Source organism: Streptomyces sp. R-07 (genome assembly GCF_049913175.1).
GTDB lineage: Bacteria > Actinomycetota > Actinomycetes > Streptomycetales > Streptomycetaceae > Streptomyces.
Map to the genome: position 1 here is coordinate 4155658 of NZ_CP183978.1, position 13096 is coordinate 4168753.

Below are 13096 nucleotides of genomic sequence, written 5' to 3' on the forward strand. Positions count from 1 at the left end.
TACTCGACCCGGCCGCGCCTCCGCTCGAAGCGCGGCCGGGAGCTTTTCCTAGGCCTCCTCGGTGGCCTTGGCCGTGCCGTTGCTCTTCAGCGCGACCTCCTTGATGAACAGCGTCACCACGAAGGCGAGCAGCGCGAACGGCGCCGAGTAGAGGAAGACGTCACCGACACCGTGTCCGTACGCGTCCTCCATGACCGTGCGGATCGGGGCCGGCAGCTTGTCCATGTCGGGGATGCCGCCGCCCGAGCCGCCCTTGCCCATGGCGGCCGCGGCCTTCGGGCCGAGCTCGGCCAGGCCCTCCTTGACGTAGTTCGTGACCCGGTGGGCCATGACCGCGCCGAGCGCCGAGACACCGATCGCACCGCCCAGGGAGCGGAAGAAGGTGACGACGGAGGAGGCGGAGCCGAGGTCGGCGGGGGCCACCTGGTTCTGCGTGCAGAGCACCAGGTTCTGCATCATCATGCCGAGGCCGAGGCCGAGGACCGCCATGAACAGCGCGATGTGCCAGTACGTCGTGTCGTAGCGGATCGTGCCGAGCAGGCCGAGGCCGCCCGCGGCGAAGGCGCCGCCGCTGACCAGCCACGCCTTCCACCTACCGGTCTTGGTGATGATCAGGCCGGAGACCGTGGAGGAGACGAACAGGCCCGCGATCATCGGGATGGTGAGGACGCCGGACATCGTCGGCGACTCGTTCCGCGCCAGCTGGAAGTACTGGCTGAAGAAGACCGTGCCGGCGAACATCGCGACACCCACGAAGAGCGAGGCGAGCGAGGCGAGGGTGATCGTGCGGTTGCGGAACAGGCGGAGCGGGATGATCGGCTCGCTCGCCTTCGACTCGACGAGGACGAAGATCCCGCCGAGGGCGATCGATCCGAGGACCATGGCGGCCGTCTGCCAGGACACCCAGTCGTACTTGTCGCCCGCGAAGGTGACCCACACGAGGAGCAGGGAGACGGCGGCACTGATGAAGAACGCACCGGCCCAGTCGACCTTGACCTGGCGCTTCACGACGGGGAGCTTCAGGGTCTTCTGCAGGACGATCAGCGCGATGATCGCGAAGGGCACGCCCACGTAGAAGCACCAGCGCCAGCCGAGCCACTCGGTGTCGGTGATGACGCCGCCGAGCAGCGGGCCGCCGACGGTGGCGACGGCGAAGGTCGCGCCGAGGTAGCCGCTGTACCGGCCGCGCTCACGCGGGGCGATCATCGCGGCCAGGATGATCTGGGAGAGGGCGGTCAGACCGCCGACGCCGATGCCCTGGACGACACGGCAGGCGATGAGCATGCCGGTGCTCTGCGAGAGACCGGCGACGACCGAGCCCGCGACGTAGATGATCAGGGCTATCTGGACGAGCAGCTTCTTGGAGAAGAGGTCGGCGAGCTTGCCCCAGAGCGGGGTGGTCGCGGTCATCGCCAGGAGGGAGGCGGTGACCACCCAGGTGTAGGCGGACTGGCCGCCGCCCAGGTCGGTGAGGATCTGCGGGAGGGCGTTGGAGACGATCGTCGAGGACAGGATGGCGACGAACATGCCGAGCAGCAGCCCGGACAGCGCCTCCATGATCTGCCGGTGAGTCATCGGGGCGGTCGTGCCGCCACCGCCGGTACCGGTGACGCCGTCCCGCGCACCGGTGTCGGGCGTGGTCGTAGCCATGAACTTCCTTCTTCTCAAGCGTGGTGGGCCCGGCAGTCCCCGAAGGAGTCGCGGAGGCGGGCGAGCAGGTGGGTGAGGAGTTCGACGTCGTCGTCGGACCACTCCGCGAGGTATCGGGAGAAGGCCTCGGTCACTCGGCGGTCGAGTTCGCCGAGCATCTCGTGGCCTTCCTCGGTGAGCCGCAGGATGCGGGAGCGCTTGTCGTCCGGGTCGGGCAGCCGCTCGATCCAGCCGTGGTCCACGGTGTGGGCCACATGGCGGCTGCACACGGACATGTCGACGGCCAGGAGTTCGGCGAGCCGGCTGGTCCGCATGTCGCCGTGGTGCTTGACCAGGGCGAGCACGGCCGCCGAGCCGCCCTGGCATTCGACGGGCAGGACGCGGGCCACTCCGCGCTTCACGGCTCCGATCGCGCTCACCGAGCGGGCGAGTTCCTCGTACCTGTTCCGTGTCGCCATCGGGCACCCCCGTCCATCTTGTTGCTTAGGGCAACCATAGAGATGGATGGTTGCTTCAGGCAAACTAAATCGGTCAAACGGCGCTAAAGAATCGGCAAAGCCGGATCGGCGGTGCCGGGGCTTGGGCCCCCCACCCCGACTTCGCTAGGGTCCTGGCCCATGGCACACAACCCCCAAGCACCGTACGGCCAGGGCCAGACCCCTCAGGGTCCCGAGGGCTACGACCCCGCCGGCAGCACGCAGATGTTCCGCGCCTTCGTCGACGAGGGCACCCCGCAGCGGCAGCAGCCGCAGGCCGCGGCCACGCAGGGCGGCCCGCGGGTCGGCCTGATCGTGGGCGTCGTCGCGGTGATCGTCGTCCTGGCGGCCGTCGCCTGGCTGGCGCTGGGCTGACCGCTTCGTACCGTCCACACGCCCGGGTGGGCCGGCTCCGCATCACGCGGACCGGCCCACCTTTTTCCTTCACGGCTCCTAGAGGGCTGATCTCGTACGGCCCCGAGGGGGCCTTTACGACCCCGAGGGGCCTTTACGGCTCCGAGGGGCCTTTACGGCTCCGAGGGGTCTTTACGACTCCGAGGGGCCTTTGCGGCTCCGAGAGCAGACGGTCCTTTACGGCTCCGCCGGCGCCGCCCCGTCCAAGGCCGGCGCGAGCAGCGCGAAGGCCTGCTCGATCAGCGCGCCCGGGTCCGCGGTGACCTCGGCGTCCTCGCCGGCGCTCCACCGGCGCAGTACGGCGTCGAAGGCGGCGAGCGCCATGCCCGCGGCGAGCCGGGGGTAGAGGTCGGTCTCGGGGTCGCGGCCGAGGCGGGTCCCCAGCTCCTCCGCCAGCTCCTCGCGCCACTCCGCCTGGTGCTCCAGGAAGCGCGCGAGCAGGGAGGGGGTCCGCAGGATCAGCCGGACCACCGGCAGGACCCGCTCGGCGTGGTCGCCGCAGGCGGCCAGGGGTACGGAGACGGCGTGCAGCAGCGCCTCGGACGGGCGCTCCCCGGCGGGCCGGGCGGCGAGCCCCGCGCGCATGTCGGCGCCCATGCCGGCCAGGAACTGGACGACCACGTCCTCCTTGGACGCGAAGTACCGGAAGAAGGTCCGCTTGGAGACCCCGGCCGTGGTCGCGATCTCGTCGACGGTCACGGCGTCGAAGCCCTTGAGGGCGAGCAGCTGGAGCGCGGCCTCGGTGAGCTCGGTCGCGACGAGCTGGCGTTTGCGCTGGGCGAGGGTGCTCTCGGGGCGGGTGGTCACGGCCCGATGGTAACGCGGTGCCCTCCATGACATCCATAGTCATGCTTGACACTCGGTGACACAAACGGCAGCGTGTGCCGCATGACCAAGAAGCAGCGCTGGACCGCCGACCTGATCCCGGACCAGACCGGGCGGGTCTTCGTCGTCACCGGGGCCAACAGCGGTCTCGGCCTCGCGACCACCCGCGAGCTCGCCCGCCGGGGCGGCCGCGTGATCCTCGCCGTACGGGACGAGGAGAAGGGCCGCCGGGCGGCGGAGGACCTCGCGGCGGCGGGCGCCGACCGGAGCCTCCTCGACGTCCGCCCGCTCGACCTCGCCGACCTCGACTCGGTGCGCGCCTTCGCCGACCGGGTGCGCGTGGAGCACCCGCGCCTCGACGTGCTCGTCAACAACGCGGGCGTGATGGCGCCGCCCCGCACGCTCAGCCCCCAGGGCCACGAGCTCCAGTTCGCCACCAACCACCTCGGGCACTTCGCGCTCACCGGGCTGCTGCTCGACCTGCTCGCCGCCGGGACCGCCCCCCGGGTGGTGACCGTCAGCTCGATCAACCACCGCCAGGGCGGCCTCCGCTCCGACGACCTGAGCGGCGAGCACGGCTACGCGCCGATGACCTTCTACAACCAGTCGAAGTTCGCCAACGCCGTCTTCGGCCAGGAGCTCCACCGCCGCCTGACCGCGACCGCGAGCCCCGTCCGCAGCGTGCTCGCCCATCCCGGCTACACCGCCACCAGCCTCCAGATGAAGGACACCTCCGGTCTGGCGAAGCTGTTCTTCGGGCGGATCGGCAATCCGCTGCTCGCCCAGCGGCCCGAGCGGGGCGCGCTCCCCCTGCTGTACGCGGCGACCGATCCGTCCGTCGACGGCGGCGAGTTCATCGGCCCGGACGGCATGGGCGAACTGCGCGGCGCCCCGACCCGCGTCCGCCTCTCCGACGCGGCGGGCGACCCCGGGACCGGCCGCCGGCTGTGGGAGCTGTCGGAAGGGCTGACCGAGGTGCGCTTCCCCGGCGCCTGATTCCCGCGCGCATATTCCCTGGTCCCTCCAAACCTAGGAGTGCTAGCTTCTTTCCTAGAGCTCCTAGGAAGGGAGGGTCCTGTGGTGCGCGCGGGAATCACCGCCGACGGGCTGGTCCGGGCCGCCGCCGAGATGGCGGACGAGAGCGGCTTCGACAAGGTCACCGTCTCGGCCCTGGCCCGGCGCTTCGGGGTCAAGGACGCGAGCCTCTACTCGCACATCAGGAACCTGCGGGACCTGCGGGTCCGGCTCGCGCTCCTCGCCTCGGGCGAGATGAACGACGCCATCGGCGCCGCCGTGGCCGGCCGGTCCGGCAGGGAGGCGCTCGTCGCCTTCGCCGACGCCTACCGCGACTACGCCCTCGCGCACCCCGGGCGGTACGCGGCGACCCAGCAGCGGATCGAGCCGGCGGAGGTCGCGGACACCGCCGTCTTCCTGCGGGCCGTCGAGCTCACCCACGGCATGCTGCGCGGCTACGGCCTCCAGGAGCCCGACCTCACCGATGCCGGGCGCCTGCTCCGCAGTGCCTTCCACGGCTACATCCACATCGAACTGAGCGGCGGCTTCGCGCACTCCCGCCCCGTCGCCGCGTCCTGGGCGCGCTCGCTCGACGCGCTCCACCACGTCCTGGAGAACTGGGGGAACACGTCATGAAGGTCATGAAGGAGAAGAGCGTCGGAACGCTGGAGGTCCCCGGCGCCACCCTGCGGTACGAGACCCGTGGCAGCGGCCCCGTGCTGCTGCTGATCCCCGGCGGCGCCGGGGACGCCGGGCTCTTCGAGGGGATGGCGGACCTGCTCGCCGCCGCCGGCCACACCGTGGTCTCCTACGACCAGCGCGGCCTCTCCCGCAGCCCGCTCGACGGGCCGCCCGCCGACCAGCTGGTCCGGGAGTGGAGCGAGGACGCGGCCCGGCTCCTCGACCTGCTCGCGCCGGACGAGGAGGCGTACGTCTTCGGCAGCAGCTCCGGCGCGATCGTGGCGCTCGACCTGCTCGCCCGGCGCCCGGAGCTGCTGCGGCGGGTCGTCGCACACGAGCCGCCGCTCCTCGGGCTCCTCGCCGAACCGGCCCCGCACCAGGCGCTCTTCGCCGAGGTGCGCGATCTGGCCAGGACGGCGGGCGTCGGCCCCGCGACGGCCCGGTTCGCCGAGGGACTGGGCGGCGCCGAGCGCGACGACCGGCACGAGCCGACCGAACTCCCGCCGGGCATCCAGGAGATGGCGGGCCGCATGACGGTCAACATGCCGTTCTTCCTGGAGCGCATCCTGGTCCCCTTCTCCTCCTCGGCCCCCGAGGTCGACGGGCTGCGCGCCGCCGCCGGGAAGCTGGTCCTGGGCCTCGGCGAGGAATCCGCGGGTCAGGAGGCGCTGGTCGGACCGGCAAGGCGGCTCGCGGAGCTGACCGGCGCCGTGACGGTGGAGTTCCCGGGCGGCCACGTGGGCTGTGTGGAGCGCCCGGTGGAGTTCGCGGAGGTGCTGGTCAGCGCCATGCGGCGGTGACCTCGCGGGTGTCGATCCGCATGCCGAGCGGCACCCGCCAGGAGTCCACGCACACCGTGTACGTCTGGGTCCGCGACGTCCCCGCGGCGATCGGCGCGGGCAGTGGCTGACGGGAGGCGATCGTCCCCCAGTCGGTGCCGAGCAGCCCGATGATGTGCGTCGCGAAGCCGGCCGTGCCCGAAGTGGCGGCCGAACCACCGGTGTTGCGGAAGGTCACGGTGACCCGCTGGCACCAGCGCTGGTCGCCGTCCGCGAGGCTCGGCGCGGAGACGGTGAGCACGGCGGGCCCGGGCGCGGGGGGAGGCGTGGGCGACGGCGGGGTGGTGCCGGTGCCGGGCGCCGTGGGTCCGGGCGTCGCGGTGGGGGTACGGGGCGGAGTGCCGCCGCTGCCGGTGTCTCCGTGACCGGGCGCGGTCGTCGGAGCCGTACCGGATCCCGATCCCGCACCGGATCCCGATCCCGCACCGGATCCCGTACCCGTACCCGCGCCCGTACGGGAGGACCCGGAGGTTCCAGAGGTCCCAGAGGTCCCAGGAGTCCCGGAAGCGCCGGGAAGGCCTTCAGCGGCCCCGCTGCCGCCCGTGGAGGGCGTGCCGGGGCCCGCGGGCGACGGGGACGACGTGCTGGAGGTCGTCCCCGTCGCGGAGGGGCTCTCCAGGGGGACCAGGCGGACCACGCCCGAAGGGTCGACCGCGCCCTTCGGGGAGGGGCCGGCGCCGACCGCCGCGTACCCCTCGCCGTCTCCTCCGCCGCCGCACGCGGTCAGCGCCCCACCGAGGCAGAGCGCCACCGCCGCGAGTACCGGCTTCCTTCGCCTCATGCGTCCCAGTCTGGCTGACGGACCGTCAAGAGGGCGGGTTTTTCGAGAAGTCAGTCGGAGATGAGGCCCTCGCGCAGCTGGGCGAGGGTCCGGGTGAGGAGGCGCGAGACGTGCATCTGGGAGATGCCGACCTCCTCGCCGATCTGCGACTGCGTCATGTTCGCGAAGAAGCGGAGCATGATGATCTGCCGCTCGCGGGGCGGCAGTTTGGCGAGCAGCGGCTTGAGCGACTCGCGGTACTCGACGCCTTCGAGGGCCGTGTCCTCGTAGCCCAGGCGGTCGGCGAGCGAGCCCTCGCCGCCGTCGTCCTCGGGCGAGGGGGAGTCGAGCGAGGAGGCGGTGTACGCGTTGCCGACGGCCAGGCCGTCGACGACGTCCTCCTCCGACACCCCGAGCACGGCGGCGAGTTCGGGGACGGTGGGGGAGCGGTCGAGCTTCTGCGCGAGCTCGTCGCTGGCCTTGGTGAGGGCGAGGCGCAGCTCCTGGAGCCGGCGCGGGACGCGCACCGACCACGACGTGTCGCGGAAGAAGCGCTTGATCTCTCCGACGACGGTCGGCATCGCGAACGTCGGGAACTCCACTCCCCGTTCGCAGTCGAAGCGGTCGATCGCCTTGATCAGGCCGATCGTGCCGACCTGGACGATGTCCTCCATCGGCTCGTTGCGGGAGCGGAAGCGGGCCGCCGCGTACCGCACGAGCGGGAGGTTGAGCTCGATGAGGGTGTCGCGGACGTAGGTCCGCTCCGGGCTGTCCGTGGCGGCACCCTCGGTGTCGAGGGCGCGCAGCCGCAGGAAGAGGGAGCGCGAGAGGGTGCGGGTGTCGAGGGCTCCGGACGTGACCGGCATCGGCGGCGGCGTGGCCTCCGTGCTGTCGGTCGCGGTCGGCGCCGTCGTCTGCGCGGGCACGGGAACGGGCGTGAGCGTGAGCACCTTCGAGCTGCCCAGTTCTGTGGACATGCCACCCCCTTGAGGTCGCGGACGGTCGCGGTGGCCGCGACCATCTGAGGAACGCAGCCACCACCTGAATACCGGCGGCGGGGCTGCGGCAAACTCGGTTCCAGCAGAATGTCACATGTCGGCAACACGCTGTAGTGACTTGTCGACACAACGAGGGTGCATTTCCGCAGGAAACAAGGGGTGTACGGCATTTGGGCCGTAGGAGAACTACTCCGAACCGGTCTACCCGTTCCGGTTACGCCTCGATCCTGTTTGCGGATCTCAAGCGGGCGAAGCTGCGGGCGAGGAGCCTTGACACATGCATCTGGGAGACGCCGAGCTCCTGGCTGATCTGAGACTGGGTCAAGTTGCTGTAGTAGCGCAGCATCAGGATCCGCTGCTCCCGCTCGGGCAGCTGGACGAGCAGGTGCCGGACGAGGTCGCGGTGCTCGACGCCGGCCAGGGCGGGGTCCTCGTAGCCGAGCCGGTCGAGCAGTCCTGGCAGCCCGTCGCCCTCCTGCGCGGCCTCCAGGGAGGTGGCGTGGTACGAGCGGCCGGCCTCGATGCAGGCGAGCACCTCGTCCTCGCCGATCCGCAGCCGCTCGGCGATCTCGGCGGTCGTGGGGGAGCGGCCGTGAGCGGTCGTCAGGTCCTCGGTGGCGCCGTTCACCTGGACCCAGAGCTCGTGCAGCCGGCGCGGCACGTGCACGGTCCTGACGTTGTCGCGGAAGTACCGCTTGATCTCGCCGACGACGGTCGGCATCGCGAAGGTGGGGAACTGCACGCCCCGGTCGGGGTCGAAGCGGTCGATGGCGTTGATCAGGCCGATGGTGCCGACCTGGACGACGTCCTCCATCGGCTCGTTGCGGGAGCGGAAGCGGGCCGCCGCGTACCGCACGAGCGGCAGGTTGGCCTCGATGAGGGCCCCGCGCACCCGGTGGTGCTCGGGGGTCCCCGGCTCCAGGTTCTTGAGCTGCCCGAAGAGCACCTGTGTGAGCGCCCGGGTGTCGGCGCCGCGGGTGCTCTGGGGGCGCGGACGCGGGGCCTCCGGCCCGCCTGCCTCGTGCTGGGGCGGGACCTGAGGTGCTGTACTGGCCGGCACGTTCACGCCACCCCTTTGGCTGGTCTTGCTGGTCGACTGGGTCAACTACGGTCAACTCATCCGTCAAAAGCGGTCATAGCATCACAAGACATGTCCACTGTGTGCAAGCACCGCATAGCACCGTGTTGAGGGCATGGTGGCGGAAAAAGGGGAGGTCACGCACGGAAAAGGCCCCCCGCCGCGACGACAGGGGGCCTCGGGGTGAAGAAGAGGCTTAGAAGGCGTAGTCCGCGATCACCCAGGTGGCGAACTCGCGCCACTGGGCCACGCCGGCCTGGTGCGCGGGGTGGTCGAGGTAGCGCTGGAGGGCGTCCTTGTCCTCGACGGCCGAGTTGATGGCGAAGTCGTACGCGATCGGGCGGTCCGTGATGTTCCAGTCGCACTCCCAGAACGTCAGCTCCGGGATCTGGTCGCCGAGCGCACGGAAGGCCTCGACCCCGGCGACCACGCGCGGCTCGTCACGCGCGACACCGTCGTTGAGCTTGAAGAGGACCAGATGGCGGATCACGGAGGGCTCCTAGTTGACGAGTTCGGTCATGAACTGGCCGACTCCCTGGGCGGCGCTGGAAATGCCCTCGAACCCTACCTGGACCAGGTCGGCGGCCCGGGCCGGGGAGGTGACGATCGTGTACAGCACAAAGACCACGACCGCGTACAGCGCGATCTTCTTCGCTTGCGCCACTGCCCAGCCCTCCCCAGTTACCCCGCCGTACGACCGCGCCACTCTAACCGAGGCTTTATGGACCAAGGGCCCGGCGATCGAGGCCTTTCGCCATCCCCCGGAAGGGTGACGGGCGAGCAGTATGGATGTCGAGCCCAGCGGATCTGGCAGGAATCCGCGGGGCTCCTGGAACCGGCCCGCACTGCGGGGTTCCGCGCCGCGAGCTTCCCCCTGACTGCGGCGCAGGACTTGAAGGTCCGGTTCTCATCGGGGGGAGCGGCTTGTCCCCCCGATGCCGCTCCCCCCGTCCTAAGCCCCGTCCTGCGCCCGTCCTGCGCCCGTCCCACGGAGGAGGCCCCGGCCCGCGCCACGAGCGCGGACCGGGGCCTCTCCCGTGTCACCGCGCATCGTGGGGGATACGCCGAAGGGCCCGACGCTGATGCGTCGGGCCCTTCGATCGAAGCGGTAGCGGAGGGATTTGAACCCTCGGTGAGTTTCCCCACACTCGCTTTCGAGGCGAGCTCCTTCGGCCGCTCGGACACGCTACCGAGAGAGAGCTTAGCCGAAACTGGCGCTGCGATGAAATCCGTATCGAAGGCCAGGTCGGAGCAGGGGTCAGCGGGTGCGGAAGAAGGCCGTCAACTGCTCGGCGCACTCCTCGCCGAGGACGCCCTGGATCACCTCGGGACGGTGGTTGAGCCGCCGGTCCCGCACGAGGTCCCAGAGTGAACCGGTCGCGCCGGCCTTCTCGTCGAGCGCCCCGAACACCACCCGCTCGACGCGCGACTGGACGAGTGCGCCCGCGCACATCACGCACGGCTCCAGGGTCACGACCAGCGTGCAGCCCGTCAGCCGCCACTCGCCGGTCGCCGCGGCCGCCCGCCGCAGGGCGAGCACCTCGGCGTGTGCGGTGGGGTCGCCGGTGGCCTCCCGCTCGTTGTGCGCGCGGGCGAGCACCGTCCCGTCGGGGCCGAGCACGACCGCGCCGACCGGTACGTCACCGGCCGGCGCGGCCGCATCGGCCTCGGCGAGAGCGAGCCGCATGGCGTCCCGCCAGGGATCCCGAACGGGGTCCGGGGCGGGGTCCGGGACGGGCTTCGGGGCGGAGTCCCGTACGGGACCGTGCGTCGGCTCGGGAGGAACGCCGGGAACGCCGGGAACCTCGGGAGCAGGTACAGCGGGTCCCACTAGCGGACGGCCTCCAGGACCTCGGCGGCCCCCAGCGCGTCCGCGATCTCCGCGAGCGCGTCGCTGTCGAGGGCCAGCAGGTCCTCCGCCGACATTCCGAGGTCCGCCAGGATCAGCCGGTCGCCCACCGGAGCGGCCGGGACGGCCTCGGCGGCGACGGAGCCCGCCTCGTCGTCCTCCTCGGCTTCGGCGTCGAGCGGCTCACCGTCCTCGGTGCCGTCCAGGTCCAGGGTCTCCAGGTCGTCGACCAGGTCGTCCAGGTCGTCACCGAGGAGCTCCCGGGTGAGCATCTCCCCGTACGAGGAACGGGCGGCGGCGGCGCCGTCCGAGACGTAGATACGAGGGTCTTCCTCACCCTCGATCCGGACGATCCCGAACCACGCGTCCTCCTGCTCGATGAAGACGATCACCGTGTCGTCGTCCGAGGCCTCACGGGCCAGCTCGGCCAGATCCGACAGGGTCTCCACGTCGTCGAGCTCCGTGTCGCTCGCTTCCCACCCGTCTTCGGTGCGCGCGAGCAGTGCGGCGAAGTACACCTGACTCTCTCCCACTGATCAGAGGTGTGACGTTCCGGCGGCGCGCTCCTGATGCCCCGCCCAATCGGCATCGTGACAGAAACGACGCCGTCAGGAGAGGTCTTCGGCTCTTGCGTCGTGCATCAGTCTGAACGACCCCGCGATCGGGCGGGCGTGCGACCCCGGCGCACGAAGGGGGCGCACGGCCGGTTCGCGCCGCCGTGCCCCACGGACGGCCTCACCAGCGGAAGGTGCGCATGCGCATGGCCTGGCGCATCCGGGCGGCCCGGGCGCGCCGCGGCTGCACGCGCTCGCGCAGCGCCTTGGCCTCGTTCAGCTCGCGGAGGAACTGGGCGCGGCGTCTGCGGCGCTCCGCGTCGGTCTCCGGTGCCGGCGTGCGGGCCGCCCCCTCGGCGGCATCCTCGGCCGGTTCTTCCAGGTCGGGCATCGGCCACACCACCCCATCGCTGGGTCCCTGTGCCCCCACCTTCCCCCAGCGCCGTGGGTCGACGCCAGTGCGCGGCGGGCTACTGTTGAGTCATGCGTCTCCACGTCGTCGACCACCCCTTGGTCGCCCACAAGCTCACCACCCTGCGCGACAAGCGCACGGACTCCGCGACCTTCCGCCGTCTCGCCGACGAGCTGGTCACCCTGCTCGCCTACGAGGCCACCAGGGACGTGCGGACCGAGCAGGTCGACATCGAGACCCCCGTCACGCCCACGACCGGTGTGAAGCTGTCGTACCCGCGTCCGCTGGTGGTCCCGATCCTGCGCGCCGGGCTCGGCATGCTCGACGGCATGGTCCGGCTGCTGCCGACGGCCGAGGTCGGCTTCCTCGGCATGATCCGCAACGAGGAGACGCTGGAGGCGTCGACCTACGCGACGCGGATGCCGGAGGACCTCTCGGGCCGCCAGGTGTACGTCCTGGACCCGATGCTGGCGACCGGCGGCACGCTCGTCGCGGCGATCCAGGAGCTCATCAAGCGCGGCGCCGACGACGTGACCGCGGTCGTGCTCCTCGCCGCCCCGGAGGGCGTCGAGGTCATGGAGCGCGAGCTCGCGGGCACGCCGGTGACCGTCGTGACGGCCTCGGTCGACGAGCGCCTCAACGAGAACGGCTACATCGTCCCGGGCCTGGGCGACGCGGGCGACCGCATGTACGGCTCCGCCGAATAACGAAGGTGTCGGCTCGGCCGGACAACGAAGGTGTCGGCTCGGCCGGACAACGAAGGCGTCGGCTCGGCCGGACAACGAAGGCGTCGGCTCGGCCGGACAACGAAGGTGTCGGCTCGGCCGGACAACGAAGGCGTCGCTCGGCCGAATCGACAGAACCGCCTAACGGCAGGGCTTCACCACGGGCGCGGGCTTGGTCAGGGCGACCAGGGCCGCGTCCGCCGTCGTCTTCGGGGACAGCGTCTTGAAGGCTGTCCCGATGATCAGGTCCACGTCCGCCGTGCCGCGGGTGTCCGTCTTGGTCGTGGCGCCCGCGAGCTGGGTGCCGAGGACCGGGATGGCGCCCTTCGTGGCCGTGGGCGCGCCGAGGAGCAGGCCGGCGCCCGGGACCTTCTTGTCATAGGCGGTGGGTGCGTTCCCCACCTTGCCGATCTTGAAGCCGCGCTTCTTGAGCTCGTCCGCGGTCGTCTTGGCGAGCCCGCTGCGCGGGGTCGCGTTGTAGACGTTGACCGTGATCTGCGCGGGCTTCGGGAAGGCGGCGGCGGGCGCGGTGGTCGCCTTGGGGGCGGGTTTGCAGTCCTGCTTCCCGGCCGTCGTCTTCGTACCCTCGTCGCCGGAGAAGACGTCGACGAGCTGCAGCGTCCCCCAGCCGGCCGCGCCGAGCACGACCACTGCGGCGGCGGACGCGAGGACGATCCTGCGCCGGCGGTGGGGGCGACGCATGCGGGGGTAGACATCCCCCGTGATGCGGTACTTTCCGCCCATGCCGGGGGGAGTGAGCATGCTCATGAACGCAGCGTAATGCCGCCCGTCGGCGATGCCTACTTGATGATCATGTGATC

Annotated in this window: 17 protein-coding genes and 1 tRNA gene; 5 read left to right on the plus strand and 13 right to left on the minus strand. The window is 71.3% G+C overall.

Features of this window, described 5'->3' with window-relative positions; translation table 11 throughout:
* Window positions 1-48: 48 nt before the first annotated feature.
* Both ACN9M0_RS18895 and ACN9M0_RS18900 read right to left on the minus strand, forming a co-directional pair.
* Window positions 49-1650: an MDR family MFS transporter gene (locus ACN9M0_RS18895; RefSeq protein WP_426403931.1), complete on the minus strand. Its 1602-nt coding sequence runs from the start codon at window positions 1648-1650 to the stop codon at window positions 49-51.
* Between the two features lie 14 nt (window positions 1651-1664).
* Window positions 1665-2108, minus strand: a complete 444-nt coding sequence (locus ACN9M0_RS18900; RefSeq protein ID WP_366037520.1) for a MarR family winged helix-turn-helix transcriptional regulator — start codon at window positions 2106-2108, stop codon at window positions 1665-1667.
* 159 nt (window positions 2109-2267) lie between these two features.
* Between ACN9M0_RS18900 and ACN9M0_RS18905 the strand changes: the two genes are divergently transcribed.
* The gene (locus tag ACN9M0_RS18905) at window positions 2268-2501 is read left to right on the plus strand and encodes a hypothetical protein (RefSeq protein ID WP_366037519.1); all 234 of its coding nucleotides are present in this window, start codon (window positions 2268-2270) and stop codon (window positions 2499-2501) included.
* Window positions 2502-2717: 216 nt separating this feature from the next.
* Here ACN9M0_RS18905 and ACN9M0_RS18910 read toward each other — a convergent pair whose 3' ends face one another.
* A complete protein-coding gene (locus tag ACN9M0_RS18910; RefSeq protein ID WP_366037518.1) occupies window positions 2718-3380 on the minus strand; it encodes a TetR family transcriptional regulator in 663 nt (220 codons plus the stop codon).
* A 48-nt stretch (window positions 3381-3428) separates the two neighbouring features.
* Here ACN9M0_RS18910 and ACN9M0_RS18915 point away from each other — a divergent pair, with 48 nt between their 5' ends.
* The 3 genes from ACN9M0_RS18915 (at window position 3429) to ACN9M0_RS18925 (ending at window position 5860) form a co-directional block, all read left to right on the plus strand.
* The gene (locus ACN9M0_RS18915) at window positions 3429-4361 is read left to right on the plus strand and encodes an oxidoreductase (protein ID WP_366037517.1); all 933 of its coding nucleotides are present in this window, start codon (window positions 3429-3431) and stop codon (window positions 4359-4361) included.
* An 81-nt stretch (window positions 4362-4442) separates the two neighbouring features.
* Window positions 4443-5015 carry a TetR/AcrR family transcriptional regulator gene (locus ACN9M0_RS18920; protein WP_366037516.1) on the plus strand — a complete coding sequence of 191 codons (573 nt, stop codon included), beginning with the start codon at window positions 4443-4445 and terminating at the stop codon, window positions 5013-5015.
* On the plus strand, window positions 5012-5860 hold the full coding sequence (locus ACN9M0_RS18925) for an alpha/beta fold hydrolase (protein ID WP_426403932.1): 849 nt from the start codon (window positions 5012-5014) through the stop codon (window positions 5858-5860). The genes ACN9M0_RS18920 and ACN9M0_RS18925 overlap by 4 nt, the downstream gene beginning before the upstream one ends.
* On the opposite strand, the gene ACN9M0_RS18930 is transcribed toward ACN9M0_RS18925, so the two are convergent.
* The 9 genes from ACN9M0_RS18930 to ACN9M0_RS18970 all read right to left on the minus strand — a co-directional run bounded on the left by ACN9M0_RS18930 (window position 5841) and on the right by ACN9M0_RS18970 (window position 11529).
* Entirely contained in the window at window positions 5841-6680 is an 840-nt protein-coding gene (locus ACN9M0_RS18930) for a hypothetical protein (protein ID WP_426403933.1), read from the minus strand. The genes ACN9M0_RS18925 and ACN9M0_RS18930 overlap by 20 nt on opposite strands.
* A 50-nt stretch (window positions 6681-6730) precedes the next feature.
* Window positions 6731-7636, minus strand: coding sequence for an RNA polymerase sigma factor SigF (locus tag ACN9M0_RS18935; protein WP_366037513.1), 906 nt, complete (start codon window positions 7634-7636; stop codon window positions 6731-6733).
* Between the two features lie 235 nt (window positions 7637-7871).
* Window positions 7872-8717, minus strand: coding sequence for an RNA polymerase sigma factor SigF (locus ACN9M0_RS18940; RefSeq protein ID WP_150161197.1), 846 nt, complete (start codon window positions 8715-8717; stop codon window positions 7872-7874).
* A 214-nt stretch (window positions 8718-8931) separates the two neighbouring features.
* The gene (locus tag ACN9M0_RS18945; RefSeq protein WP_366037512.1) at window positions 8932-9225 is read right to left on the minus strand and encodes a Dabb family protein; all 294 of its coding nucleotides are present in this window, start codon (window positions 9223-9225) and stop codon (window positions 8932-8934) included.
* Window positions 9226-9234: 9 nt separating this feature from the next.
* The gene (locus ACN9M0_RS18950; protein ID WP_352017991.1) at window positions 9235-9399 is read right to left on the minus strand and encodes a hypothetical protein; all 165 of its coding nucleotides are present in this window, start codon (window positions 9397-9399) and stop codon (window positions 9235-9237) included.
* Between the two features lie 442 nt (window positions 9400-9841).
* Window positions 9842-9926: transfer RNA gene (locus tag ACN9M0_RS18955), tRNA-Ser, on the minus strand.
* Window positions 9927-9993: 67 nt separating this feature from the next.
* Entirely contained in the window at window positions 9994-10422 is a 429-nt protein-coding gene (tadA, locus tag ACN9M0_RS18960; RefSeq protein ID WP_399696295.1) for a tRNA adenosine(34) deaminase TadA, read from the minus strand.
* A 143-nt stretch (window positions 10423-10565) separates the two neighbouring features.
* Window positions 10566-11102, minus strand: coding sequence for a hypothetical protein (locus ACN9M0_RS18965; RefSeq protein ID WP_366037510.1), 537 nt, complete (start codon window positions 11100-11102; stop codon window positions 10566-10568).
* Window positions 11103-11319: 217 nt separating this feature from the next.
* Entirely contained in the window at window positions 11320-11529 is a 210-nt protein-coding gene (locus tag ACN9M0_RS18970; RefSeq protein WP_366037509.1) for a hypothetical protein, read from the minus strand.
* 92 nt (window positions 11530-11621) lie between these two features.
* Here ACN9M0_RS18970 and upp point away from each other — a divergent pair, with 92 nt between their 5' ends.
* Entirely contained in the window at window positions 11622-12257 is a 636-nt protein-coding gene (gene upp, locus ACN9M0_RS18975) for a uracil phosphoribosyltransferase (protein WP_015034991.1), read from the plus strand.
* 159 nt (window positions 12258-12416) lie between these two features.
* On the opposite strand, the gene ACN9M0_RS18980 is transcribed toward upp, so the two are convergent.
* Window positions 12417-13043: a LytR C-terminal domain-containing protein gene (locus tag ACN9M0_RS18980; RefSeq protein WP_366037508.1), complete on the minus strand. Its 627-nt coding sequence runs from the start codon at window positions 13041-13043 to the stop codon at window positions 12417-12419.
* Between the last annotated feature and the right edge of the window lie 53 nt (window positions 13044-13096).

Excerpts from the sequence above, each read along its gene's own strand:
- ACN9M0_RS18895 (WP_426403931.1), bottom strand. The coding sequence starts at position 1,650 with ATGGCTACGACCACGCCCGACACCGGTGCGCGGGACGGCGTCACCGGT.
- ACN9M0_RS18900 (WP_366037520.1), bottom strand. The coding sequence starts at position 2,108 with ATGGCGACACGGAACAGGTACGAGGAACTCGCCCGCTCGGTGAGCGCG.
- ACN9M0_RS18905 (WP_366037519.1), top strand. The coding sequence starts at position 2,268 with ATGGCACACAACCCCCAAGCACCGTACGGCCAGGGCCAGACCCCTCAG.
- ACN9M0_RS18910 (WP_366037518.1), bottom strand. The coding sequence starts at position 3,380 with ATGTCATGGAGGGCACCGCGTTACCATCGGGCCGTGACCACCCGCCCC.
- ACN9M0_RS18915 (WP_366037517.1), top strand. The coding sequence starts at position 3,429 with ATGACCAAGAAGCAGCGCTGGACCGCCGACCTGATCCCGGACCAGACC.
- ACN9M0_RS18925 (WP_426403932.1), top strand. The coding sequence starts at position 5,012 with ATGAAGGTCATGAAGGAGAAGAGCGTCGGAACGCTGGAGGTCCCCGGC.
- ACN9M0_RS18930 (WP_426403933.1), bottom strand. The coding sequence starts at position 6,680 with ATGAGGCGAAGGAAGCCGGTACTCGCGGCGGTGGCGCTCTGCCTCGGT.
- ACN9M0_RS18935 (WP_366037513.1), bottom strand. The coding sequence starts at position 7,636 with ATGTCCACAGAACTGGGCAGCTCGAAGGTGCTCACGCTCACGCCCGTT.
- tadA (WP_399696295.1), bottom strand. The coding sequence starts at position 10,422 with ATGCGGCTCGCTCTCGCCGAGGCCGATGCGGCCGCGCCGGCCGGTGAC.
- ACN9M0_RS18970 (WP_366037509.1), bottom strand. The coding sequence starts at position 11,529 with ATGCCCGACCTGGAAGAACCGGCCGAGGATGCCGCCGAGGGGGCGGCC.
- upp (WP_015034991.1), top strand. The coding sequence starts at position 11,622 with ATGCGTCTCCACGTCGTCGACCACCCCTTGGTCGCCCACAAGCTCACC.
- ACN9M0_RS18980 (WP_366037508.1), bottom strand. The coding sequence starts at position 13,043 with ATGAGCATGCTCACTCCCCCCGGCATGGGCGGAAAGTACCGCATCACG.